This window comes from Colwellia sp. MB3u-4 (assembly GCF_014077065.1).
Lineage (GTDB): Bacteria > Pseudomonadota > Gammaproteobacteria > Enterobacterales > Alteromonadaceae > Cognaticolwellia.
In genome coordinates, this window is sequence record NZ_JACGVE010000074.1 from 40,948 (window position 1) to 64,950 (window position 24,003).

Genomic DNA, 24,003 nt, shown 5'->3' on the forward strand with positions numbered 1-24,003 from the left:
TGATTGTACCGCAAGATCCTCTACGAGTTGAAACATATTAATGCCTGTATGTGCAACACGTTGACTTGATGGTGATAAATTGTCGATATTTACAGCAATATCGAGCAGGTTTAATGTTCACAACCACACTAACAAGAAGTGGGTTGTGAACATAGAGCCAGGCTATATTTTATTTTATAAACTGAGCGATAGCCTGTGTAGCAGAGTCATCAGCCGTTTTAAAAACCGTTTGATTAGATTTTAGCGGCCAATTCTGCTGCTTGTCTAATGGCCTGTTTTGCATCAAGTTCAGCCGCAATCTTAGCACCACCAATTAAATGTGCCGTCACGCCTTGTGCTTGCAACTCTTGGTAAAGACCACGTTCAGATTCTTGCCCTGCACAAATAATGATATGGTCTACTGTTAGCGTTTGCTGTTCACCATCAACAGAAATAACTAAACCTTCATCATTGATCTCTTGATAAGTAACGCCCGCTAACATTTTCACGCCATTTTTTTTCAAAGTAGAGCGATGGATCCAACCGGAAGTTTTACCTAAACCGCCGCCCACTTTACTGGTTTTACGTTGAAGTAAATAAACTTCACGAGCAGGGGTTTCTTGAACAGGTTTGCCGGATAAGCCACCATTTTCTTGATACTCTTTATCGATACCCCAGCTTTTTAACCATTTGTCAGGGTTTGTCGTCAACGATTCTTCTTCGACTAAAAATTCAGCGACATCAAACCCAATACCCCCGGCGCCAATAATGGCAACACGCTTACCTATCGGTTCTTTATCGCGTAATACTTGAATATAAGATTTAACTTTCTCATGTTCAATGCCTTTAATGTCAAGCGCTCTGGGTACAATGCCTGTTGCTAGCACTATTTCGTCAAAGCCGGCCGCAATTAACTGTTCTGCGCTTTGTTCTTGATTTAGATTTAAGCCAATGCCTAACAGCTCAATTTGCTTGTTAAAATAACGTAAGGTTTCAAAAAACTCTTCTTTACCTGGTATTTGCTTGGCGTAGTTAAACTGGCCACCAATTTCACTGCCCCGATCAAATATCTCTACACTGTGACCACGTTGAGCGGCATAAACACTAAATGCTAAACCTGCAGGCCCTGAGCCAACCACGGCAATTTTTTTCTTGGCGGTAGTTTTTTCAAAGGTCAATTCAGTTTCATAACAGGCTGTTGGGTTGACCAGACATGACGCACGTTGCTGATTAAACACGTGGTCTAAACACGCTTGGTTACAACCAATGCAGGTATTAATTTCATCACTTTTATTGGCCGCGGCTTTAGCAACAAAATTTTCGTCGGCTAAAAATGGTCGTGCCATTGACACCATATCAGCTTGGCCTGTCGACAATATTTTTTCTGCCACTTCAGGGGTATTAATACGATTTGTGGTAATTAAAGGCACCTTGATCTCTTTTTTCATTCGCTCGGTGATCCAAGTAAATGCGGCGCGTGGCACTGAGGTTGTAATAGTAGGAACACGTGCTTCGTGCCAACCAATACCCGTATTAATTAAAGTCGCGCCTGCTGCCTCAACCGCTTTAGCCATAGTAACAACATCTTGCCAACTATTGCCGCCATCAACTAAGTCGAGCATAGATAAACGAAATATAATAATGAAATCATCGCCAGCGCTTGCTCGCACCGCACGAATAGTTTCAATCGCTAAACGCATTCTGTTTTCAATGCTGCCACCCCATTCATCGGTGCGTTTATTGACTTTTACACAGCTAAATTGATTAATCAGGTAGCCTTCAGAACCCATAATTTCAACACCGTCATAGCCCGCTCTTTTTGCGAGTTTTGCCGAATAAGCGAAGTCTTTAATCGTGCCTTTGATTTGGCGTACTGACATAGCTTTTGGGGTGAAGGGGTTAATCGGCGACTTTACTTTACTGGCTGAAACACTAAACGGGTGATATGAATATCTGCCGGCATGTAATAACTGCAAACAAATTTTTGTTGGGTATTGATGCACAGCTGTGGTAATTTTTTTGTGTTTACCCACGTGCCAAAATCTACTTAACTCACAACCAAAAGGTGTTAAGCGACCTCGAGTGTTAGGACTAATACCACCGGTAACAATCAAGCCAACACCGCCTTTTGCGCGTGCTTGATAAAATGCTGCGAGTTTATCAAAACCGCCCTTTTCTTCTTCAAGGCCAGTATGCATTGAGCCCATTAATGTTCGGTTAGCTAAGGAGGTAAAGCCTAAATCTAATGGCGCTAATAAGTGTGGAAAGGCAGCATTATTATTCATAGTAAGTCACTTTTGTGGTTGTCATGTTAATTTATAGCCATTGAAATAAAGTATCGATCATTCTGAGGTGGCCTGAATAATCCATACCTGCTTTGTCTACATGGATGCAGGTACTTATGTTTAGTCTGCAACAATAAACATCTGCTTTTAATCACACACGTTAGCTATTGTCACTGACTTATTTCGATGGGTATTATATTTAAAGCTAGTTCATGTTTTTTACTCGAACCAGCCAGTGTCTAAAATATCTGCTACTAAGGCAAAACTCAAGCTTTATTTTGACACCTGTCAGATAGGGATTGTTACTGGCTGAATTCACGGTCGTAAAAAGTGCCCGTTTACTTTCGATATAAACTGAGTATGCTGTGCCGTAAACATTGCTATGCTGGGCTGTAGCTCATAAGGAGGGGTATTATTAACATCGACAAAAATAGCATCATTGGTCAAATCACTGAGCAACTGCAACAGGAATTAGTCTTGGCATTAGTGGCAGCAAATAATGCCCATAAGGCGGCGACCGACGATCAGTCAGTCGCAGAAACACAATATGACACCTTGGCAATAGAGCAAAGTTACCTAGCCGAAGGCCAGTCAAGACGTGTGGACGAGATTCGCTATGCCATTAAACGCTTACAAAGTATTCCTCTGACCGCATTACAGAAAAAACCAGAAATAAACATTGGCTCAGTGGTGCAGTTGGAAAAAGATATTGATAAACAACAGTGGTTTTTTCTTGCGCCCGCGGCTGGTGGTTATCGCTGCAAGTTAGCTGTGCAGAGTAATACCATTAATATCGTGGTTATTACGCCACAGTCGCCTATAGGCGCTGCCATGATGGGAAAAGTGCTTGATGATGAAATCAGTATACAAATAGCCGGAAAAAATATCGCTGACTTCATCACCATGGTAAATTAAAAGCCTTTGAGTTTGGCTTAATAACCTTGGAGATTAATGATAAAAGTACACACTCACTATGGATTGAGCAGTGCTTTGATACCAGCAAGATCAGCGGTTTTATCATCCACTTTCAAATAAGCCACCGCCTCGTCATGCATGATAGTAATTTCAATTACGCCCGGCATTTCACTGAGTTGTTGTGCTATGTCACGCGCTTTTTCATCACTAATAATATTGGTTGCAAAGCTATAAGCCTTAGATTTTTTCAACGGCTTCATGCCCAAACTTAATAGCAACCAAACCAGCGCAAATAAACCTGTGACTAAAAATATCGTTTGCTCACCAAATTCGCCAGCAATAAAGCCGCCAAGAATACCACCAGCAAAAGCGCCTAAAAACTGGCTACTAGAGTAAATGCCCATCACACTGCCTTTTACGCCGGCAGGTGCAATGCGCGACAATATTGATGGCATGGTCGCTTCTAAGTAATTAAAGGCGGTAAAAAACATCATGACCAAGACAATTAATGTCGTCAAACTAGTGGGCAGATACCAGAGTAATAATAAGGCTATCGCTAGCAAGGCCACTGCGGCGCTAAACATTTGCGTCTCTTTTTGTTTTTTCAATCCGATGATCATAAAGGGCACCATCAGAAAAAACGAGCCAATTAAGGTCGGTAAATAAAGCTGCCAATGTTGTTCAAGCGCCAAACCATTCTCAACAAATTGCTTGGGTAGGGTCACAAAACAAGCGGTTAAGGCCATATGTAAAATGAATACCCCCCAATTTAAACGTGACAATTGCCCGTCACGAATCAAGCGGCCAAGTTTTGAGGGCAGTGCAACATTGTCACCTTTAGGGGCGGTATTAATTGAATTAGGGACAATAAATTGAATCGTTAGCATGGCAAATAGGGTTAATATCGCAATAAACCAGAACAAGCCACTCAAACCAAACGCTTGCGCGACTATTGGGCCAATAATCATAGCAATAGTAAATGAAAGTCCAATAAACATACCTATGGTCGCCATGACTTTTGGCCGTTGTTCTTCACGACTTAAGTCTGCCGCTAAGGCCAATATCGCACTGGCTATCGCCCCCATACCTTGCAATGCACGACCTAGTACCACACCATAAATAGTTTCTGACATCGCCGCGACAATACTACCGAGAAGAAATATCAACAATCCTACTAAAATAACGGGTTTTCGACCAAATTTATCCGATAAAATCCCCATAGGAATTTGTAACAATGCCTGCGTTAATCCATAGGCACCAATCGCTAAGCCAAGCCAAATAGGGCTATAGCCAATAAGTTCTTCACCATAAATGGCAAACACAGGCAAGATCATAAACAAGCCAAGCATTCGTAAGCCGAATACCGATGCTAACGATATGGCGGCCTTCTTCTCAATACTATTTAAACCAGATGCACTCATGAAGGTGTTAACTCTTAATTTATAGGGGCTATAGCTATACCCTTTCTCGACTTGCTCGAATCTGCATCTTGAAGTGCAACGGGTATATATAAACGCACACATCTTAACACGGGTTTTGAATGAACAAAAACAGAGATTTTAGCTGAATTTGGATTAAAAAACTGTGCAATAATATGCGATTCTAACTTTATGTTCAGGTAAAACAAGGTTTAGGATAATTTACTGTAAAAACAGCCTTACTCGGGTCGTATTTTGTTGTTAATAATTATTTAAATCTTGCTAGAACCTAAGGTAATTTACAATCAGTCTGATCTTTGCATACAGGTATTTCGTACAACAAGCCTCGGGCGTTAAACTGGTCACCATATCATTATGAAAAAAATTGAAGTCAGGGGTGCTCGCACTCATAACTTGAAAAATATTAATGTAGATATTCCTCGCGACAAATTAATTGTTATCACCGGTCTTTCAGGCTCAGGCAAGTCTTCCTTAGCCTTTGATACCTTGTACGCTGAAGGACAAAGACGTTATGTAGAATCACTTTCTGCTTATGCGCGCCAATTTTTATCCTTAATGGAAAAGCCTGATGTCGATCACATTGAAGGTTTATCTCCGGCCATTTCAATTGAGCAAAAGTCGACTTCGCACAATCCGCGTTCAACGGTCGGCACTATCACCGAAATATATGATTATTTACGCCTGCTTTATGCTCGTGTTGGTGAACCCCGTTGCCCAACACATCACCAACCGCTAGCGGCACAAACCATTTCACAAATGGTTGATCGGGTATTAGCGCTTGAAGAAGGCACTAAGGTAATGGTCTTAGCACCTGTGCTACAAGACCGTAAAGGTGAGCATGTTAAGTTACTCGATAATCTGGCCGCACAAGGCTATATTCGTGCTCGAATAGATGGCGAAATTTGTGATTTATCCGATCCACCGGCCTTAGAGCTACAGAAAAAACATACTATTGAGGTGGTCGTTGACCGTCTTAAAGTGCGTGAAGATATTCAATTACGCCTTGCTGAATCTTTTGAAACCGCGCTTACACTGACCTCAGGTACGGTGAAAATTGGCTTTATGGATGACCCCAAAAGAGAGGAGTTAGTGTTTTCAGCTAATTTTGCCTGCGCAAAATGTGGCTATAGCATGCAAGAATTAGAACCACGTTTGTTCTCTTTCAACAACCCCGCAGGCGCATGTCAAACCTGTGATGGCTTAGGTAATCAGCAATTTTTTGACCAAAGTCGTGTTATTGCCAATCCCGCGTTAAGCTTAGCCGGTGGCGCTATTCGTGGTTGGGATAAGCGTAATTTCTATTATTATCAAATGTTGCAAGCATTAGCTGATCATTATCAATTTCCTTTAGACTTAGCGTTTAATGAGTTGGATGAAAAAACTCAACAAGTGATTTTAACCGGCAGCGGCAAACAAAAAATTGAATTTAAATACATGAATGACCGTGGTGACATTGTGATTCGCAAACATCCGTTTGAAGGTATTTTAAATAATATGGATCGCCGCTACCGCGAAACAGAATCTAACGCGGTACGTGAAGAGTTAGCTAAATATCTTAATAGCCAAAGTTGCCCAGACTGTAACGGTAGTCGACTACGCTTAGAAGCGCGTAATGTTTTTGTGGGTAATACCCCATTAACTGAGGTGGCTGAATATGCCATTGCCGATGCCTTGGCGTTTTTCCAGAATCTGGAGTTAACGGGGCAAAAAGGACAAATTGCTGAAAAAATTCTGAAAGAAGTCTGTGACCGCTTAGGCTTTTTGGTCAATGTCGGTTTAAATTACCTTAACTTGTCACGCGCCGCAGGCACTTTATCTGGTGGTGAGGCGCAACGCATTCGTTTAGCGAGCCAAATAGGTGCCGGTTTAGTCGGGGTGATGTACGTTTTAGATGAGCCATCGATTGGTTTGCATCAACGTGATAATGAACGTTTATTAGAAACCCTGATCCATTTACGTGATTTAGGCAATACCGTTATCGTGGTAGAGCATGATGAAGATGCGATTCGCGCCGCTGACTACGTTATTGATATTGGTCCTGGCGCTGGTGTTCATGGCGGTCATATTATTGCTGAAGGCAATGTGGATGATATTCTAGCATGTGAAGACTCACTTACTGGTAGATACTTATCAGGTAAGGAGCGCATTGAAACACCTAAGGTTAGAGTGCCTTTTGACAAAAATAATGTTGTTGAACTTAAAGGCGCCACAGGTAATAACTTAAAAAATGTTGATTTAGTTATTCCTAATGGCTTAATGACTTGCGTTACTGGCGTTTCAGGCTCAGGAAAATCAACGCTGATTAACGATACCTTGTACAAACTTGCTCATATTGAATTAAATGGTGCAACCACACAAGAACCCGCACCCCATAAAGAAATTATGGGTTTACATTTACTCGATAAAGTCATCGATATTGACCAAAGCCCCATTGGCAGAACCCCACGTTCTAATGCCGCCACTTACACCGGTATGTTTACCGCTATTCGTGATATTTTTGCCGCCACGCAAGAGTCGCGATCACGGGGTTATAAAGCCGGTCGCTTTAGCTTTAATGTTAAAGGTGGACGCTGTGAAGCTTGTCAGGGTGACGGCTTAATTAAAGTTGAAATGCATTTTTTACCCGATGTTTATGTGCCCTGTGACCTGTGTAAATGTAAACGTTATAACCGTGAAACCTTAGAAGTAAAATACAAAGGCAAAAGCATTCATGAAGTGCTTGATATGACCGTTGAAGATGCTTGTGAGTTTTTCTCACCCATTCCCGCCATAAAACGTAAGTTACAAACCTTGATGGATGTTGGCCTCACTTATATAAAACTGGGTCAGTCAGCCACCACACTTTCGGGCGGTGAAGCACAACGGGTAAAATTGTCGAAAGAGTTATCAAAACGCGATACCGGTAAAACGCTTTACATTTTAGATGAGCCCACCACTGGCTTGCATTTTCACGATATTAAACAGTTATTGCAGGTCATTCATCGTTTACGTGACCATGGCAATACCATTGTAGTGATTGAGCATAATTTAGATGTCATAAAAACTGCAGATTGGGTGATAGATTTAGGCCCAGAAGGAGGTTCAGGTGGTGGCGAAATATTAGTCACAGGCACGCCAGAGCAAGTGGCTGAACATAAAGGCTCTCATACTGCGAGATTCTTAAAACCTTTACTTGCTAAAGAAAGAGCAGCTAAAGAGAAAGCAGCTAAAAAAGCACGCGCTAAATAAAACATCACATCAACATCAATCCATAGTGATGTTTTTCTTAAAGGCTTGTTTTTTATCACAAGCCTTTTTTGTGCCTAGTATCTCAACGCCGTTATGTTTAAGATAAATGAGTATGCTGACAAAAACAGCGCTAATAACTGAAGTAGTAAGCTAAATGACAAATGAAAATAACCATACTATAGCCTGGCAAAACCCGATGATTTATTTACTGGCCTTCTCTAGTGGCTTTTGCATTATGGGTATTGAACTATTAGGTGGCAGAATTTTAGCGCCATTTTTCGGCAGTAGTGTCCATATTTGGGGCAGCATAATCACAGTATTTATGCTGAGTTTATCTTTTGGCTATTTAGCCGGTGGTAAGTTATCGACCAAAGCGGCTTCTTTACACCGTTACGGATTAATTTTCATCTGTGCGGGGATCGCTATTTTACCGGTAGCCTTTTCTTCACAAGGGATAATGGAAGCTATATTTCTTACCATTGAAGATACCCGTTATGGTTCATTATTAGCATCAATGGCCTTGTTCTTTGTGCCAACCGTGATATTGGGTATGATTTCACCTTACTCGGTGCGCTTGTTAGTGACTGATAAAAACAAAAGCGGCCAAGTCGCTGGCTTTCTCTACTTTGTTTCAACACTCGGCAGTGCTTTGGGCACCATTATCACCTCGTTTTACTTGGTGTTACTGTTTGAGGTTAACGATATTATTATGGTGTTTAGCAGCGCACTTATTGTGTTGGGTATTACCGCCATGATCTTTCATCGTATCAATCAGTCTAAAAATAGCCTTAATAACCATACTAGTAATCAGCAAGGATCTGCAGATGAATAAATTAGTCACTAGCCTCCTAATCGCCATCATCAGCAACGCTCTGATTAGTTCAGCCTTAAGTACACAAGCAATGGGCAAAACTATTCACAGTGAGCGTTCGTTATATCGCAACATATTAGTCGAAGAAGATAGCGGGTTACGCTGCTTAAAATTCAATGTTAAAAGTGCTAAAACTCAACAAAGTTGTATGTTAGTTGACGATCCGCAACGCTTAGTTTTTAACTATACAAAAATGTTATTTTCGAGTTTATTAATTAACCCTAACCCTGAGCGTATTTTAATTATTGGTTTAGGCGGCGGCACCATGTCAAATGTCTTACACCAAATTTATCCGAAGGCGAGCATCACTAACGTGGAAATAGATCCGGCAGTCATTAAAGTGGCACGAAACTATTTTGGCTTTTTTGAAAATAAAAACGTTACCGCGGTAGCACAAGACGGGCGCATTTTTGTTAAACGTGCGGCGATAAAAAAACAGCAATACGATTGGATAATTCTCGACGCCTTTAACGGTGACTACATACCCGAACATTTAATGACCCAAGAATTCTTACAAGAAGTTAAAAGCTTACTGAGCGATAACGGTGTGGTAGCGGCCAATACCTTCTCGGTGAGTAAGTTATACAATTATGAATCAGCGACTTATAAAGCCGTTTTTGGCGACTTTTTCAATGTTAAAAATAACAACAACAGTAATCGCATTATATTAGCCAGTGCTAAGGCTTTACCTAAAGCTGATATTATCGCCCAGCGCGCTAAAGCGTTAAAAGAAAAGTTATCGCCATTTAATGTCGATATCACCAAAATTAGCCGTAAAATGATCTCAACAGCAACAACGCAAGATTGGCCACCAGCATCGCCACTATTGACCGATCAGTATTCGCCGGCAAACTTATTAAATTTAAAAAACTAAATCTAAAACGCTAGGATGATCATCAGCATATTAAAATAATACGGCAGTAGCGTCAGCAAAATCAAACGTGAGAAAATTCGCTTCAGATCCAGCTTCAGCCTAAGCCAATTTTAGGCACTGAAATTAATAACTCAGCTTAATTTTTCTGCCTGAATTAACTTTTCTTTTTTAAACTTAAACGCTTTTTACCTGAAGATGTTGCTGTGGGTTTTTTCACATCGATGCGGGTTAAGGTCCGTGAAGCAGCCGGTGATTTCGACGCTATGGTTTTACTGGCATGTTTACTATCTGTTATAGCCACTTTTTCAACTTCAGCATTAACCTCTACTGCAGCATGGTCATCGTCAATAATTTCTGCTTCAGTACTTGCTGCTTCAGTGATTTCTACTGCAGTAAAGTCATCACCCAGTGCGGTTTTACGAGAGCCTGCCACTGCGGTGTTTATCTCCGCCATTTCACTTGTAGTTAAGTCGCGCCACTCTCCCGAACGTAAATTGCCCAGTTCAACATTCATAATGCGCGAGCGTTGTAACTCAGTCACTTCATAATCAAGGTATTCACACATACGGCGAATTTGTCGATTTAAACCTTGGGTAAGAATAATACGAAAAACATATTTACTCTCATGTTTGACAATACAGGGTTTAGTAATAGTGCCTAAAATAGGGACACCTTTTGACATACGCTCAACAAAGCGCTCACTGATCGGCTTATCAACTTTGACAATATATTCTTTATCGTGAGCATTTTCTGCCCGTAATATTTTATTAACAATATCACCGTCACTGGTCAAAAATATCAGCCCTTCTGAGGGTTTATCTAATCTACCGATAGGAAATATGCGCTTAGTATGACCAATAGCATCAATAATATTACCTTTGACTTGCCGCTCAGTGGTACAGGTAATACCAATGGGTTTATTATAAGCAATGTAAACTCGGTCGGTATGATTACTCGCGCTGGCTTTAATCTCATTACCGTCAATACAAACCCTATCACCGGACACAACTTTAGTGCCAAGCTCTGGTACTTTGCCATTAATGGTCACACGATTTTTTTCGATCAATTTATCGGCAAATCGACGCGAACAATAGCCCGAGTCACTAATATATTTGTTTAAACGTTTTTCGTAACTTGACACTGGCTATCCTAAATAAGATCAGTAAATTCTAAATTTGATTGGTGGTATTTTACCTAAATTTTGTCACACTGTAGAGCAATGTTACAAAAAGCTGTAAAAAACTCGATAAACAAGGTTATAAACAAGGAATAAATATGAAAATAATCGCATTTGGTGCAAGTTCAAGCAGTAAATCAATCAACAAAAAACTTGCCACGTATGCCGCTAACCTAGCCGCTGAAGTTCAGGCAAATGTTGACATTGAAATACTCGATTTAAACGACTTTGAACTACCGCTTTTCAGCCAAGATAAGGAAATAGCATTAGGTCAACCTGAAGCCGCGAAAGCCTTCTTCAATAAACTGGGTGAAAGTGACGCCATTATTATTTCATTTGCTGAGCATAACGGCAATTACAGTGCCGCCTATAAAAACTTATTTGATTGGGCCTCGCGCATTGATAAAAAAGTTTATCAAAATAAAGCCATGCTATTATTAGCCACATCTCCTGGACCAGGTGGTGCCGGCAGTGTGTTAGCGTTAGCGACAGGTTCAGCGCCTTACTTCGACGGCCAAGTAAAAGCATCGTTATCTGTACCAAACTTTTTTGATAACTTTGACGTAGAAAATACTAAGCTCACTAATGATGAATTACATCAGCAATTGCTCAACGCCGTGAAACTTTTAATGGCATAATTTTCAGTAAAGACCTAAAAATTACACTGTGATTTTTAGGTCTTTACGCTGTCTTTAACTTGAGTATTAACAATAACACTCGGTTGTTTGGCCTTAGTCTCCACTTTGATTGTTCCTCCTCTATTGCCAACAGAAAAAGAACTACAGCCAGAGGCCGTGAATATAATGATTGATAGCCATAGCAGCGCCTGATTTACTGTCATATGTTACTCATTAATTGGCTGCTCTTACGCTAATTTTAGCCAGTTGACGGTCATGATATTTAGCTAAGACAATAATGGAAATAATCGCCCCTAATAACGCTAAGGCCATATCTGACTGGGTATCCCAAATATAACCTTGCGTACCCAAAAATGCTTCAGCATTTTCACCTGAAGCGATAGCAACCCACCATTCTATCAATTCATAAAAGGCGCTAAAGGCCAAGCAAATAGCAACAATAATGACATTTAACCAAGCTTTTCCATTAACAATGCTTTTGCGAATAAGGATCTCACGGGCAAGTAAAGCGGGCACAAAGCCTTGGAAAAAATGGCCGACTTTATCGTAGTTATTTCGCTCAGACCCCATCCAATGTGCGATCGTATCAAATAAGGGGACTTCGGCGTAGGTATAATGACCACCGACCATTAACACTATGCAATGCAGTAATATCAAATTATAAAGCAAACGCGTTAACTCAAAACGCTGAAAACTTATCACTATCAATACTAAACCTATTAGCGCCGGCAATACTTCTAAAAACCAAGTGAATTGATCTTTTGGCCCAATACCAGACCAAATCAAGACAACAAAAAAACACACTAACCAGAGAACCTTTAACATTTTACTTACTCTTTAATGAATGGCATATTTAATAGACCAAATAAACTTAGTAGCCATATTTCAGCTTACTCTTCTGCTAACCAAAAAAACGTTATCGCCAAGCGCTTAGTTCTTTTTTCATTGCCAAAATAACCACTGGCGCTATGAGCAATATTACCTTTAAATAAAATTAGCCGATTAAATTTATTCTCTATGGCGACATCTTCATACCAAGCATCTTTTGGTAAACTATCGGCTTTAAGGGCATCAACTAAATTTAAGTAAGGTGCTTGCACCAAGTTGCCACCGGCAGCACCATTGCCATATTTTAATCGATAAAAGCTAGTGCCTGAATGCGCTGGCGGATTTTGGCTCAAATACAATACCGCGCCATAACGACATAACTTTCGATTATCAACATGTGGTCTTGCTTCACCCTCTTCAGCTCCCACCAAAATGGCCGTATTACTGTCAACCACCACACTGTCTGATTCAGCAACCCAAAAATTAGCTTTATTAACTTGTGATTTCGCCCAATCTTCAACAAATTGTAAATCACTTTTACTTAAAGCGTTTTTTGAACGCATTCCTGGCCAAAGTTCTTTAGTGTAGGGTGAGCCTAACTTCCACTTCTTTTTGTTATAGCACTTATTCGCTAACTCAACGGCCTTCTTTACTGGGAAAAGATCATCTTGAATCCAATAATTTACCCCCAATTCTGGTTTTTCATAAGGCAGTGTTGGCGAGTTATATGGAATTGAAGGTAACACCATATTTTCATCATATTTTTCATACATACTAATTACTTTCTATATCCTTAACTAAATTCAATAATATCAAAATATTAACCTAAACTCATAGCCTGTAATAATTACCTTTGGGCGCAACACCAAATAGACTCATTGCCGCTTGCATGTCTTCTTGTGGATAATGGGTAATGGCAAGCTGATGACTTTCGATACAATCCCAGCGCTCAATCATCATAAATTGCTCTCCATGCTCATGATGCTTTAAAAGCTCACAGGAAATCCCCCCTTTAGCTCCTGTAATATAGGGCACAAGTGCCTGTAAAAAAGTATAAAGTTCAGCTGACTTTTTTGCTGCAGCAGTGAATTCATTAACCCGTACTATACTCATAATAACCTCTAAACCTGATTGTTCATTATAATGAAGGGTTTATGGTTAGTTTATTATAAGTCTGACTTTTCGCTAGGATACTGTCATTAAAATGCCGTAGTCACTTTTTAAACACCCTATTTTTCAGTGATAACACTGAGTAAATCTACTATTTCATTTGGCTCATACAAGGTGCCAAAACATCGGGTAAAGGCCGTAATTTGTTCAGTGCTTGGAAAAGTAAAATAATGACCTTGCCCCGCTTGAACAAGCGTTGTGAGTTCATCCCCCTGTTCAAGCGTCTTAATCGCTTGCTCGATCAATTGACACCCCCCGATATACAAAGACAACACATGCCACAGATAAGACTTATCCTGTTGCACTGACAATGTTGAATTAGCAATAATACCACCCGTATCTATCGTGCTGTCATCAATAAAGTGCAAACTTGTCGCCAACTGCTTATCGCCATTTAACAGCGCCCAAAACGTTGCCATAACGCCACGATAATTTGGCAATAACCCAGAATGTAAATTAATCACGCCCTGTTTTGACAGCGCAATAACGGGCGGCTTTAAAATCACCCCGTAACGAATAGAAATAATTAAATCAGCTGAAAATGCTTGAATTTTTGCCAAACCATCAACTGAATTTATTTGATTTAAGGTTTCTATCTCAATAGCGTATTGCTGAGTAATGTCTGCATAAGTTTTAAAATTCACCGATAGTTCGGTCTTTGCCTGCACTTGCTCAAGCGTGCGATAAACCTCGTGTTGCTCAAATTGCGCTAACTCCTGCAAGGCTTGTGGGCGTGTACTATTACCACCGACTTTACTGGATAAAAACACCTTAATATTATGCACCTGTAATGCTGGCAATAATAAATTTAACGCCAAATTACTGGCAATGTCATTATTGAGCAATAAAACAATGTTCATGATAATCATTCCTCTAGCTATTATTTAAAGTGGCTCAACTAAAAAATTAGATAACACCATAAACTTGCATTAAAACTTCCATAAAAGCCAAAATAACCAAAATAATCTATTATTTTATGTGCTTAACTGTTTCATCATATAGTACCGACAACCAGTTTTAGGATAACCTTGCTGCGTCCATTGCACTTGATAACCGTGTTTTTCATAAAATGGCATAGCTTGAAAATTCAACGTATCGAGTAAGGCTTTATTACAACCTCTCGCTAGCGCCGCCTGCTCTATTTGATGTAATATTTTGCTACCGACTTGTTGGCCTCGCAGTGTATCTGATACCCATAAGGTGTTGATCATTAACCAATCACCAAAGGTTCGTCCCGCGGCGCCGGCAACAACATCACCTTTGTCATCGTTTAACTTCACCGCAATGGCTTTACGTTCACTGACTTCCCAATGCGCCCAGTTAAATTCAGCAATTTTTTCATCTAAAAAAGCGATTAACCCTGCTTCAGGGTTTTCAATAACTTCAATCTTCACGCTTGACTCCCATTAATGATCTTAATCGCTTTTTCACTGACTTTTCTAAAAGTCAGTGAAATGTTTATAAACTATTTAATAACATCAACTCTTTTGGGTGCGGCTTCATATAATATGACTCGGTAATGTAGTCATGTGGGAAGCGTCGAAAATGATGGCGTAATAAGGTTATCGGCACAATCAATGGCAGTAAGCCATTACGGTATTGGTCAATAATATCAACTAGTTCAGCTTTGTCATCAACGCTGATAGAGGTTTTTAAATAACCTTGCAGATGTTGTAAGGTATTCACGTGACCTTTTCGAGTGGCTTTTATTTTTAGTATCACCATCATTTTTTTCAAGTATTGCGACATGACCTCACTAGGTACCTCAGCATGGGCCTGCGCCAAGAAATGGCCTAGCTCTTTTGCCAACGCCTGGCTATGACTCATAAAAATATATTTATGTTGAGCATGAAAACAATTCAGGCTGTGCAATGAAAACACTTCTGCCGATAGTTTTTGCCAACGAGCATAAATAAACACCCGTTGAATAAAGTTTTCGCGCAAGATGGCATCACCTAACCTACCTTCTTCTTCAACGGGTAAATCTGGAAAATTTTCCATCAATTTTTGTGCGTAAATACCCACGCCAATACGATCTGGCATATCACCTTTATAAAGTCTCACACGCTCCATACCACAACTGGGTGAGTCTTTTTTCAATATATAACCGCTAAGCTTTTGTTGCCAAGATTGCTGCTGTTGAGCACAATCTTTAAGTCGTTCAGTGACATCTAAATCTGGCGTTCTTGAACCAACGCAATGCACTTTTTCATCGATCAGTACCAACCTAATGGTTTCACGCGGAATACCTAAACCAATATCCACTTCTGGACAGAAGGGGATAAAATCAAAGTACTCACTTAAGGTGTTATTAATATATGCGTTGTTTTTATGACCTGAGTCAAACCGCACTTTATGACCTAATAAACAGCTACTAATGCCGATTGATAGTTTATTATCCATGCTTGTTTCCTATGACTGAAAGTTTTTAGCTTTTGCTGAATTTCAGTATAACTAAAAGCCTAATTAAGATAATCATTTAAATAGTATTTTAGCTATATAGTCGGCTCTGTTCGACAACACTATGATTAGGTGATGAAGCCTGATGCCTAAAAAGTTAACAAACATCTGTAGCCAGATATTTTTTTCGCTAGGCATTTTTATCTACAGCAGTTAAATTTCATTTAACTTGATGGACTGAAGTCCAACCTAGATAGAGCTTACGGATGATCATGTCGAACTTTAGTCCGTCAACCGCTAAAAAGGCAATGACCGAGATGGCCAAGATCGGCCATATGGTCGTGACATACCCTTCATCCTGAACATAAAAAAACCCGGAAATTTCCAGGTTTTATCAACAGCTACTAATAAAATAAAACTAATACGCTATTTTTCAAAATAGAATTTATCGCGTTTATTATCGTAATTACCCACTTCATTCATGGTATCGGCATTATACAAACGGCCATTAATCATGGTGTAAATCACTTTGTCAGATAAACGAATATCTTTACTGACATCGCCATCAATGACTAAAATATCCGCAAGTTTGCCAACTTTAAGTGAACCTAACTGACTATCTAAACCTAAGGTATGGGCCGGTGCGATGGTTGCAGTACGAATAGCATTTAATGGCGACATGCCACCTTGTGCCATCATCCACATTTCCCAGTGCATGGCTAAACCTTCACGCTGACCATGACCACCAGCATTAACCACAACGCCTAAGTCTTGCAGCTCTTTTGCTACTTTGGCAACATTAATGTGGTTGTAATGATGCAGCGGCGCTTTGGTACGACGCATTGAACGCGGGTCTAAAAACTCGCTCGGTACATACTGGCTCAAACGTGGATGCTGCCATACGTTTGTCGTGTCATACCAATAATGCTCACCTGAAATACCACCGTAAGCCACACCCATAGTGGGTGTGTAAGCCATTTCAGATTGTGACCATAACTGCTTGATGTCGTCATAAATTTTCGCCGTCGAAATTGAATGCTCTAACGTCGTATGGCCATCAATAATCATAGATAAGTTATGTTGTAGCAGTGATCCCCCTTCTGGTACCACTAATATTTCGGCTTCACGCGCGGCTTGGATCATTTGTTGACGTTGATTACGACGCGGTTGGTTGTAGCTTTTAACACTAAACACACCGGCTTTTTTTAAACGTTCAATATGAAATTTAGCATCGGCTAAGCTATCAACATGCGAGGTATAACCTGCAACCGTGGCTCCGTATAAAATACTACCGGTAGAGAATAAACGTGGGCCAACAATATCACCGGCCTTTTGCATTTCACTCGCCGCAAAAAACTCAGTGGTGTCATTTGACGGATCGTGAATCGTAGTTACACCTAACGCTAAACCTGCGTAGTTTTTCCAGTTTTGCTGTGGAATAATTTCATTACTGCCTTGTGGCCCATGTGCATGCGCATCAATCAAGCCCGGCATAATCGACTTACCCCTAATATCAATCACCTTAGCATTTGACGGAATATCGACTTGGCCATTTTTACCTACCGCAATAATTTTATTGCCTTCAACAAGCACTACACCGTTTTCTATCACTTGCTCACCTTCCATAGTGATCACTTTACCGCCAACAAAAGCGACACGACCAGAAGGTTTATCTGCTTTTTCTTTAAAGCCTAAATAGGTTTTCAGCGGCGCGGGTGTTGATGACGCTGTCGCCTGTTCTTCGTTGCTATTAGCCTCGTCTTTATCAACTATTTCTTTGTCGCTTATATCAAATAAGCCAGCAACATTTGCTTGGTATAAATCTGGACCTAAGCTCCAATAAAGCTCATTAGATTCGCCATTCCAGTTGATACCTTCACCAGCACGTAACGACAACTTTTTCACCGGTAAGTTTTTCGCTTTTGGACCAATATCTATCACTTGGCCACGTTCAACAAATGGCGTTACAAAAACCTTAAAGCGTTCAGCAAAAGCTAAATATTTACCATCAGGTGACACCTTATATTCGGTAGCAAACTTACCCTGATAAAGCGCTTGTTCTTTGTTAGCGCTTGATGAATTATCTAAATTAATTTTCACCAGTTGCGGTGTTTCACCCTTGCGTAAAACATAAATACGATCATTGTTAGCACCAAAATGCGGCAGTAAACCTGATTCTGTTACCAGCTTTGGCGTACCACCCTTAGCGCTTACCGTATAAACGCCTGGGTTTAAGCCCCAAGTTGGATCGGTAATATAACCACCAGCCACTTTACGAAACACCACAGTTTTACCATTAGGAGAAAAGCTTGGCTCTATGTACTTGCCCGGCTCTTGGGTTAGTACACTGCTTCTACCGCCACGTGATGATACTGAGCGAATTTCACCTAGCTTTTTATCATCCCAAGTACTATAAACCACTGTTCTGCCATCACGCGAAAAACTAGGGTTCAATTCAAAGTGTGATGTTTGTTTGGTTAAACGCTTGGCTTGACCTTTAACTTGGCCATCGGCAATAGAGCGAACATAAATATGGCCCATTGACTCGTAAACGACTTTTCGGCCATCAGGCGATATTTCAACATCACGCAACATTTTTACGTCAAAGTTGTCTTGATCAATATCTTGTTGAAAACGTAACGCTGTTTGAATTTTTTTCTCGGTTTTTACATGAAAAGGAATAATCGTGCTGGTGTTACTTTCAAGATCGAGTTTGTTAATTTGACCACCTGACCAAAACACCATGCCAGTGCTATTAGGTAGCCACGCCATATTTGGGTAAACACCGTGAATCGCCCACGTTTCTTGCATATCGCGATCTAAATTTTCAAAAATCAGCCTTTCTTCGCCGCTTTTTAAGTCATACAGGTATAAATTAGATTGAAAATCGTCTCGGCTAATATAAGCTAAATATTGACCATCAGGTGACGGCACTGGCCGTATCGCTCCGCCTTTACCTGAAATAATCACTTTAATTTCACCGCTTTCAAGCTCTAAGCGTTTAATCTTATAAATGCCTTTCTCAGAGTCTTTACTGTAATGAAAAGTTTTACCCGGTGTCGCGTCTTGCGAGAAGTAAACGTATTTACCGTCAGCTGAAAATGCCGGTTCACCTAAATCTTTTTGCTCATTAGGTCGCTTGGTTAACATCACACCGTTGCCACCCGTTTTGTGATACATCCATACTTCGCCAGCACCCAGAGAACGAGAGCCAGTAAAGTGTTTACGGCCAACAATATAGTTACCATCAGGCGACCATGCAGGGCTATTTAATAAACGAAAAGTTTCACTACTGATCGCTTTGCCCGCACTGCCATCGGCTTTCATGACCCATAAATTATCGCCACCGTCTTCATCAGAGGTAAAAGCAATATGCTTTCCGTCCGGACTAAAACGTGGCTGCATTTGCCAAGCAATATCGGTCATCAAAGCGCTTGCTTCACCACCTTCAATCGGTAAAGTATAAATATCACCCAATAGATCAAAGACTAAGGTTTTACCATCTGGGCTAATATCAACATTCATCCAAGTACCTTGGCGCACGTCAATTTTGGCGCTGGTAAATTCACCTTGGGGGCTGTTGACCGACCACTTTTCAGCAGCGGATTTTTCGGGCGTTTCAGCCACATCATTGTCAGCAAACGCCTGTTGGCCAGCGCCTAATACCAAGGTAATGCTGAGTGCTAGTGAAGAAATTCGAGTAGTAAATTTAGACATTAAATTACACCTAATTATTGTTATTTACCTACTAGAACACATCAGCATTGAAAATTTAAGTCGAATGCGATAAATAGTCGCTATTTACCGTTCAACACCCATTATGAGCGCGTAGTGAATATAAATATTTATGATGATTAACATGCATAAAAAATAGACAACTCTTTTACTTTTCAGTATGATATTTAAACAAATTGCAACATAACGATAACAATACAACAATAAAAACAAGGACTGATTTTTATGGAAAGATTAAAACAAGCACAGGCGAGTTTAGTGACCACCTATTCACTTTACAATGTCGCCAGTGAACAAAAGTTACCCCCCATTGATGCTGATGATACTCATACCCTAAAAGCGCTATTAGACGTTATTCAAAAACGTGAAGCGATTGCTTACGTACAAAAAATAAAAAAGAGTATTCCTACTGAAGTCACTGAACTAAAAAGATTACTTGCTGATGTTATGCTGCTGCTTGATGGTGTTGATATTAAAGCCCTGAAAGCAAAAAGCAAAATTGCAGCGAATGCTGATTAGTTTATGGTCTGAAATTGATCCCGTTAAATAAGTACCTTTAGGTAAGTACCTTTAAATTAAAGACCTTCGTTAAAAACCATCAGTGTAGCGCTACGTGATGCAGATTTATTAACCCCCTACTTAGGTTAATAAATCTGCATCATTAATATTAATTAGTTAGTGTCTTTAGCCACTAACTAACTTAATTGAAGTGAATTGCATCGAGTAACCCGTGGCATGCTTTCTGTTAGCAAGTCTCACTGTGCAAGCACTCATGGCGCTTGCTAAAGTAAAATACTGATGCAGAATTTGTTCTGGTATTACTATCGGTGTTGCTATCGGCGTAGCTATCAGCATTGCTTGATAAGCCTAGTGTGGCATAATTTTTTTGCCATATGTAAATAACAATTATAACTCAGTAAGTGCTAACAATAGTTTTTCATGAATACCACCAAATCCACCATTGCTCATGACGACCAGCGTATCACCTGCTTGGGCATTCGCCACAATATTGGCCACCAACTGCCTAATATCTTGACTGACAAAACATGGCTGAACGCAGTCAGCAATTAATGCCTCTACAGACCATTTAACTTGCTCGCCTTGATAGACAAACACCATATCCGCGTCGGATAACGATTTTGCCAAGGTGTCTTTATGCACACCTGATTTCATGGTATTTGAGCGTGGCTCTAATATCGCTATTACCCGCCTGCTGCCAACATTTGCCCGCACACCGGCTAATGTTTTGGCAATAGCGGTTGGGTGATGGGCGAAGTCGTCAAACACTCTCACCTGATTCACCTCACCTTTAAGCTCGAGTCGGCGTTTAGTATTAATAAAACTTGTTAACGCTTCGATAGCTACTTTACTTGGCACCCCAGCATGTCGAGCCGCGGCAATCGCCATTAAACCGTTGTCGATATTAAAGTCGCCTATTAGCGCCCAATTCACTCGCCCTTGTATTACCCCTTTAAAGCTGACGATAAATTCACTGCCATCCGCCATACATTTTTCTGCATGCCAACCCAAGAGTTTATCTGCTTCAACAACGCTATATTCAGTGGGTGTCCAACAGCCCATCGCCAGTGTTTCTGTAATGGCAGCTTCATTTTTTGGTGATAAAATAAGACCATTGCTCGGCACCATACGAATAAGGTGGTGAAATTGACGTTGAATATCACTGATATCATGAAAAATATCAGCATGATCAAATTCCATATTATTGATGACGAGTGTATTCGGGCGATAATGGACAAATTTAGAACGCTTATCAAAAAATGCCGTATCGTATTCATCTGCTTCGATAACAAAAAATGGCGCATTACCTAAGCGTGCAGAACAATCAAAATTTTGTGGCACACCACCAATCAAAAAGCCCGGCTCCATTCCCGCGTATTGCAATATCCAGGTTAACATAGAGCTGGTAGTGGTTTTACCGTGGGTACCGGAAACCGCTAACACCCAACGATCTTTTAAAACATGCTCTAATAACCACTGTGGGCCTGAGGTATAAGCAATTTTTCTATCCAGTATGTACTCCACCATCACGTTACCACGCGCCATGGCATTGCCAACAATCACTAAATCAGGCTCATCGTCTAAATGCTCAATTAAGTAACCTGATTTTAATTCGATACCCAGTTGTGTTAGCTGGGTGCTCATGGGTGGGTAAACATTGGCGTCACAGCCAGAAACTCGAAAGCCCATTTGCTTAGCAATAGCGGCAATACCGCCCATAAACGTGCCGCAAATGCCTAATATATGAATATGCATAAAAACCTATTTAGATAACTCTGACGCGCGTATGCTAGTTCGAGCTAAAATTTAAATCACAATGGGGCAATATACCTTAATCCACCGAAAATACATATTGCAAAGTCGATGCATTTTCCCCACTATCAAAACGATTAACCCTAACGGAAATAATTAATTAGCCACTGTAAATAATTAAACCGTTAGCATCATCATTAGTTACATTTGAGAGCGTTCATGAGTCAGGCTATGCTACAAAACATCTATGTTTATCCGATAAAGTCTAGCGCCAGCATTGAGCTATCAAATAGCTGGGTTGAAGAACTTGGCTTAGCCTTTGATCGTCGTTTTGTTGTTGCCAGCCCTGATGGGCAGTTTATCACCGCGCGTACGCAGCCCACTTTATGCTTAATTCAAGCGAATTTAACTGCAACAGGCCTAGTCATTATCGCGCCTAACATGCCAGCTTTAGTGATTGAATATCATCACCTGTGCCAAGGGTATATTGCTGTTAACCTGTGGAATGACACTATTAATGCCCAACAATGTCGAGAAAACATTAATCAATGGTTTAGTCACTATCTTGAAAAACCTTGCCAGTTACTCTTTTTTGGCGCAGATTCTCAACGTTTTGTTAAAAACAAAAATAGCCAAGTGGGCTTTGCTGACGCCTACCCTTTACTCCTTATTTCACAAGCATCGCTTGATAACTTAAATAAGCAATATAAAGCTGACACCACCACCATTTCCATGACACAATTTCGGCCAAATATCGTCGTGAATAACTGCGATGCTTTTGCAGAAGATAATTGGCAGCACATTCGCATTGGTGAAGTAGAGTTTGAAATAACCACACCTTGCACGCGCTGTATTTTCACCACTATTGATCCCAAGACTAGTGAAAAACATCACCAGCAAGAGCCTTTAAATACTTTGAAAAACTATCGCCAATTAGCTAATGGTGACATTTTATTTGGCCAAAACTTAGTAGCACTTAATCAAGGCCAAATTAAACGTGGCGATAGCCTTGAAGTATTAAAGCGCCAAGCAGCTCCGGTATTTACTGTTAGCAGTAAGTCCGTTAAAAGTAAGTCCATTATTCGTGCAACAAACACCACCCAAGTAAAAAAGGATTCAACATTGACCGTTAAAACAAACAAACCCGTACTCACCTTTAGCAGCTTTAATAAAACCATTACCGGTAATAACAAGCAAACCCTACTTGAACAAGGCGAAGATGCCGGTTTAATATTGCCTTATTCATGCCGCGGTGGCATGTGTGGTAGCTGCAAAGTAAAATTAGAACAAGGTGAAGTAGAGCAACTTTGTCAAGATGGTTTATCCGACCAAGAGCAGCAACAAGGCTATATATTAAGTTGTAGTTGTACGCCGCTTACCGATGTGGTTATTAGTCATCCCGTACGTAAACGACGTAACATCAGTGATGAGTAAATAGAGTATAAAACATGAAGTTGAACTGTGATTTAGGTGAGTTTAAACATAATAACGATGCCGATATTATGCCATTGATTGATATGGCGAATATTGCCTGTGGCTTTCATGGTTCAGATCCCCTCACCATTAAAAAAACCATTAAACTTGCCCAGCAACATCAAGTGATTATCGGGGCGCATCCAAGCTACCCCGATAGAGAAAATTTTGGTCGTCGGTCTCTCCAGCTATCGCAAGATGAATTAATCGCGAATGTACAATATCAAATTGGCGCCTTGCAGGCATTGTGCGCGGTTGAAAATGCTCAGCTTGCCTACGTAAAGCCGCATGGCGCGTTATACAATGATATGATGACCAACTTAAGCCTATTTGATGATGTCTGCTTGGCTATTTCACAACTGAACTCTGGTCATAACAAGCCACTATCTTTGATGATGCAAGCCATAGCCAACAGCGATAAATTTCAGCAAATAGCGAAAAAACATCATCTTTCGCTTTATTTTGAGGCTTTTGCTGACCGAGCTTATTTGGATAACGGTTTTTTAGTGCCACGAACTTCGGCCGGTGCGGTGTTAACCAACAATATTGATGTTGTCAGTCGTTGCCAAGATATACTTAATCAACAACCCTTACTCAGCATCAATCAACAAGCCTTGAAATTTCACATTGATACTTTATGCGTTCATGGTGACACGCCAAACGCCTTGGCAATGATTACAGCATTACGCCAAACCATTAATCAGCAAAGGTCGCGTTAAT

Annotated in this window: 20 protein-coding genes; 8 read left to right on the forward strand and 12 right to left on the reverse strand. The window is 40.5% G+C overall.

The annotated features are described in order from the left end of the window. Positions 1-233 precede the first annotated feature (233 nt). Positions 234-2,264 carry an NADPH-dependent 2,4-dienoyl-CoA reductase gene (locus tag H4J61_RS05685; RefSeq protein WP_182184305.1) on the reverse strand — a complete coding sequence of 677 codons (2,031 nt, stop codon included), beginning with the start codon at positions 2,262-2,264 and terminating at the stop codon, positions 234-236. Between the two features lie 486 nt (positions 2,265-2,750). Between H4J61_RS05685 and H4J61_RS05690 the strand changes: the two genes are divergently transcribed. Next, positions 2,751-3,179 (forward strand): hypothetical protein, encoded by a 429-nt coding sequence (locus H4J61_RS05690; protein WP_310650036.1) that lies wholly within the window; start codon positions 2,751-2,753, stop codon positions 3,177-3,179. A 56-nt stretch (positions 3,180-3,235) separates the two neighbouring features. Here the strand turns inward: H4J61_RS05690 and H4J61_RS05695 are convergent, their stop codons facing one another. Further along, a complete protein-coding gene (locus H4J61_RS05695) occupies positions 3,236-4,600 on the reverse strand; it encodes an MFS transporter (RefSeq protein ID WP_182135937.1) in 1,365 nt (454 codons plus the stop codon). A gap of 372 nt (positions 4,601-4,972) precedes the next feature. Between H4J61_RS05695 and uvrA the strand changes: the two genes are divergently transcribed. From uvrA to H4J61_RS05710, 3 genes are all read left to right on the forward strand, one after another. After that, a complete protein-coding gene (uvrA, locus tag H4J61_RS05700; RefSeq protein ID WP_182184306.1) occupies positions 4,973-7,846 on the forward strand; it encodes an excinuclease ABC subunit UvrA in 2,874 nt (957 codons plus the stop codon). 154 nt (positions 7,847-8,000) lie between these two features. Continuing rightward, positions 8,001-8,678 carry a fused MFS/spermidine synthase gene (locus H4J61_RS05705; protein ID WP_259363131.1) on the forward strand — a complete coding sequence of 226 codons (678 nt, stop codon included), beginning with the start codon at positions 8,001-8,003 and terminating at the stop codon, positions 8,676-8,678. Next, entirely contained in the window at positions 8,671-9,591 is a 921-nt protein-coding gene (locus H4J61_RS05710) for a fused MFS/spermidine synthase (RefSeq protein ID WP_182184307.1), read from the forward strand. The genes H4J61_RS05705 and H4J61_RS05710 overlap by 8 nt, the downstream gene beginning before the upstream one ends. A gap of 154 nt (positions 9,592-9,745) precedes the next feature. On the opposite strand, the gene rluF is transcribed toward H4J61_RS05710, so the two are convergent. Next, the gene (rluF, locus tag H4J61_RS05715; protein WP_182184308.1) at positions 9,746-10,732 is read right to left on the reverse strand and encodes a 23S rRNA pseudouridine(2604) synthase RluF; all 987 of its coding nucleotides are present in this window, start codon (positions 10,730-10,732) and stop codon (positions 9,746-9,748) included. A gap of 134 nt (positions 10,733-10,866) precedes the next feature. On the opposite strand from rluF, the gene H4J61_RS05720 reads away from it, so the two are divergent. Continuing rightward, the gene (locus tag H4J61_RS05720; RefSeq protein ID WP_182184309.1) at positions 10,867-11,406 is read left to right on the forward strand and encodes an NADPH-dependent FMN reductase; all 540 of its coding nucleotides are present in this window, start codon (positions 10,867-10,869) and stop codon (positions 11,404-11,406) included. A 35-nt stretch (positions 11,407-11,441) separates the two neighbouring features. Here H4J61_RS05720 and H4J61_RS05725 read toward each other — a convergent pair whose 3' ends face one another. The 8 genes from H4J61_RS05725 to H4J61_RS05760 form a co-directional block, all read right to left on the reverse strand. Further along, a complete protein-coding gene (locus H4J61_RS05725) occupies positions 11,442-11,609 on the reverse strand; it encodes a hypothetical protein (RefSeq protein ID WP_182184310.1) in 168 nt (55 codons plus the stop codon). A 10-nt stretch (positions 11,610-11,619) separates the two neighbouring features. Then, entirely contained in the window at positions 11,620-12,231 is a 612-nt protein-coding gene (locus H4J61_RS05730) for a DUF2238 domain-containing protein (RefSeq protein ID WP_182184311.1), read from the reverse strand. A gap of 65 nt (positions 12,232-12,296) precedes the next feature. Next, on the reverse strand, positions 12,297-13,007 hold the full coding sequence (locus H4J61_RS05735; RefSeq protein ID WP_182135968.1) for a DUF6445 family protein: 711 nt from the start codon (positions 13,005-13,007) through the stop codon (positions 12,297-12,299). A 58-nt stretch (positions 13,008-13,065) separates the two neighbouring features. After that, positions 13,066-13,347: a putative quinol monooxygenase gene (locus H4J61_RS05740; RefSeq protein ID WP_182184312.1), complete on the reverse strand. Its 282-nt coding sequence runs from the start codon at positions 13,345-13,347 to the stop codon at positions 13,066-13,068. Between the two features lie 116 nt (positions 13,348-13,463). Continuing rightward, on the reverse strand, positions 13,464-14,264 hold the full coding sequence (locus H4J61_RS05745; RefSeq protein WP_182184313.1) for a formyl transferase: 801 nt from the start codon (positions 14,262-14,264) through the stop codon (positions 13,464-13,466). 114 nt (positions 14,265-14,378) lie between these two features. Then, on the reverse strand, positions 14,379-14,798 hold the full coding sequence (locus tag H4J61_RS05750; RefSeq protein ID WP_182135945.1) for a GNAT family N-acetyltransferase: 420 nt from the start codon (positions 14,796-14,798) through the stop codon (positions 14,379-14,381). Positions 14,799-14,862: 64 nt separating this feature from the next. Next, positions 14,863-15,807: a DUF523 and DUF1722 domain-containing protein gene (locus H4J61_RS05755; protein WP_182184314.1), complete on the reverse strand. Its 945-nt coding sequence runs from the start codon at positions 15,805-15,807 to the stop codon at positions 14,863-14,865. A 423-nt stretch (positions 15,808-16,230) separates the two neighbouring features. Continuing rightward, positions 16,231-19,521: an amidohydrolase family protein gene (locus tag H4J61_RS05760; RefSeq protein ID WP_182184315.1), complete on the reverse strand. Its 3,291-nt coding sequence runs from the start codon at positions 19,519-19,521 to the stop codon at positions 16,231-16,233. A gap of 243 nt (positions 19,522-19,764) precedes the next feature. Between H4J61_RS05760 and H4J61_RS05765 the strand changes: the two genes are divergently transcribed. Further along, entirely contained in the window at positions 19,765-20,058 is a 294-nt protein-coding gene (locus H4J61_RS05765) for a hypothetical protein (RefSeq protein WP_182184316.1), read from the forward strand. A gap of 387 nt (positions 20,059-20,445) precedes the next feature. Here the strand turns inward: H4J61_RS05765 and mpl are convergent, their stop codons facing one another. After that, on the reverse strand, positions 20,446-21,813 hold the full coding sequence (gene mpl / locus H4J61_RS05770) for a UDP-N-acetylmuramate:L-alanyl-gamma-D-glutamyl-meso-diaminopimelate ligase (protein WP_182184317.1): 1,368 nt from the start codon (positions 21,811-21,813) through the stop codon (positions 20,446-20,448). Positions 21,814-22,029: 216 nt separating this feature from the next. Here mpl and H4J61_RS05775 point away from each other — a divergent pair, with 216 nt between their 5' ends. Together H4J61_RS05775 and H4J61_RS05780 are read left to right on the forward strand one after the other, a co-directional pair. Continuing rightward, positions 22,030-23,244, forward strand: a complete 1,215-nt coding sequence (locus tag H4J61_RS05775) for a YcbX family protein (protein ID WP_182184318.1) — start codon at positions 22,030-22,032, stop codon at positions 23,242-23,244. A gap of 14 nt (positions 23,245-23,258) precedes the next feature. Continuing rightward, entirely contained in the window at positions 23,259-24,002 is a 744-nt protein-coding gene (locus tag H4J61_RS05780; protein ID WP_182184319.1) for a 5-oxoprolinase subunit PxpA, read from the forward strand. The last annotated feature ends 1 nt before the right edge of the window (position 24,003 follow it).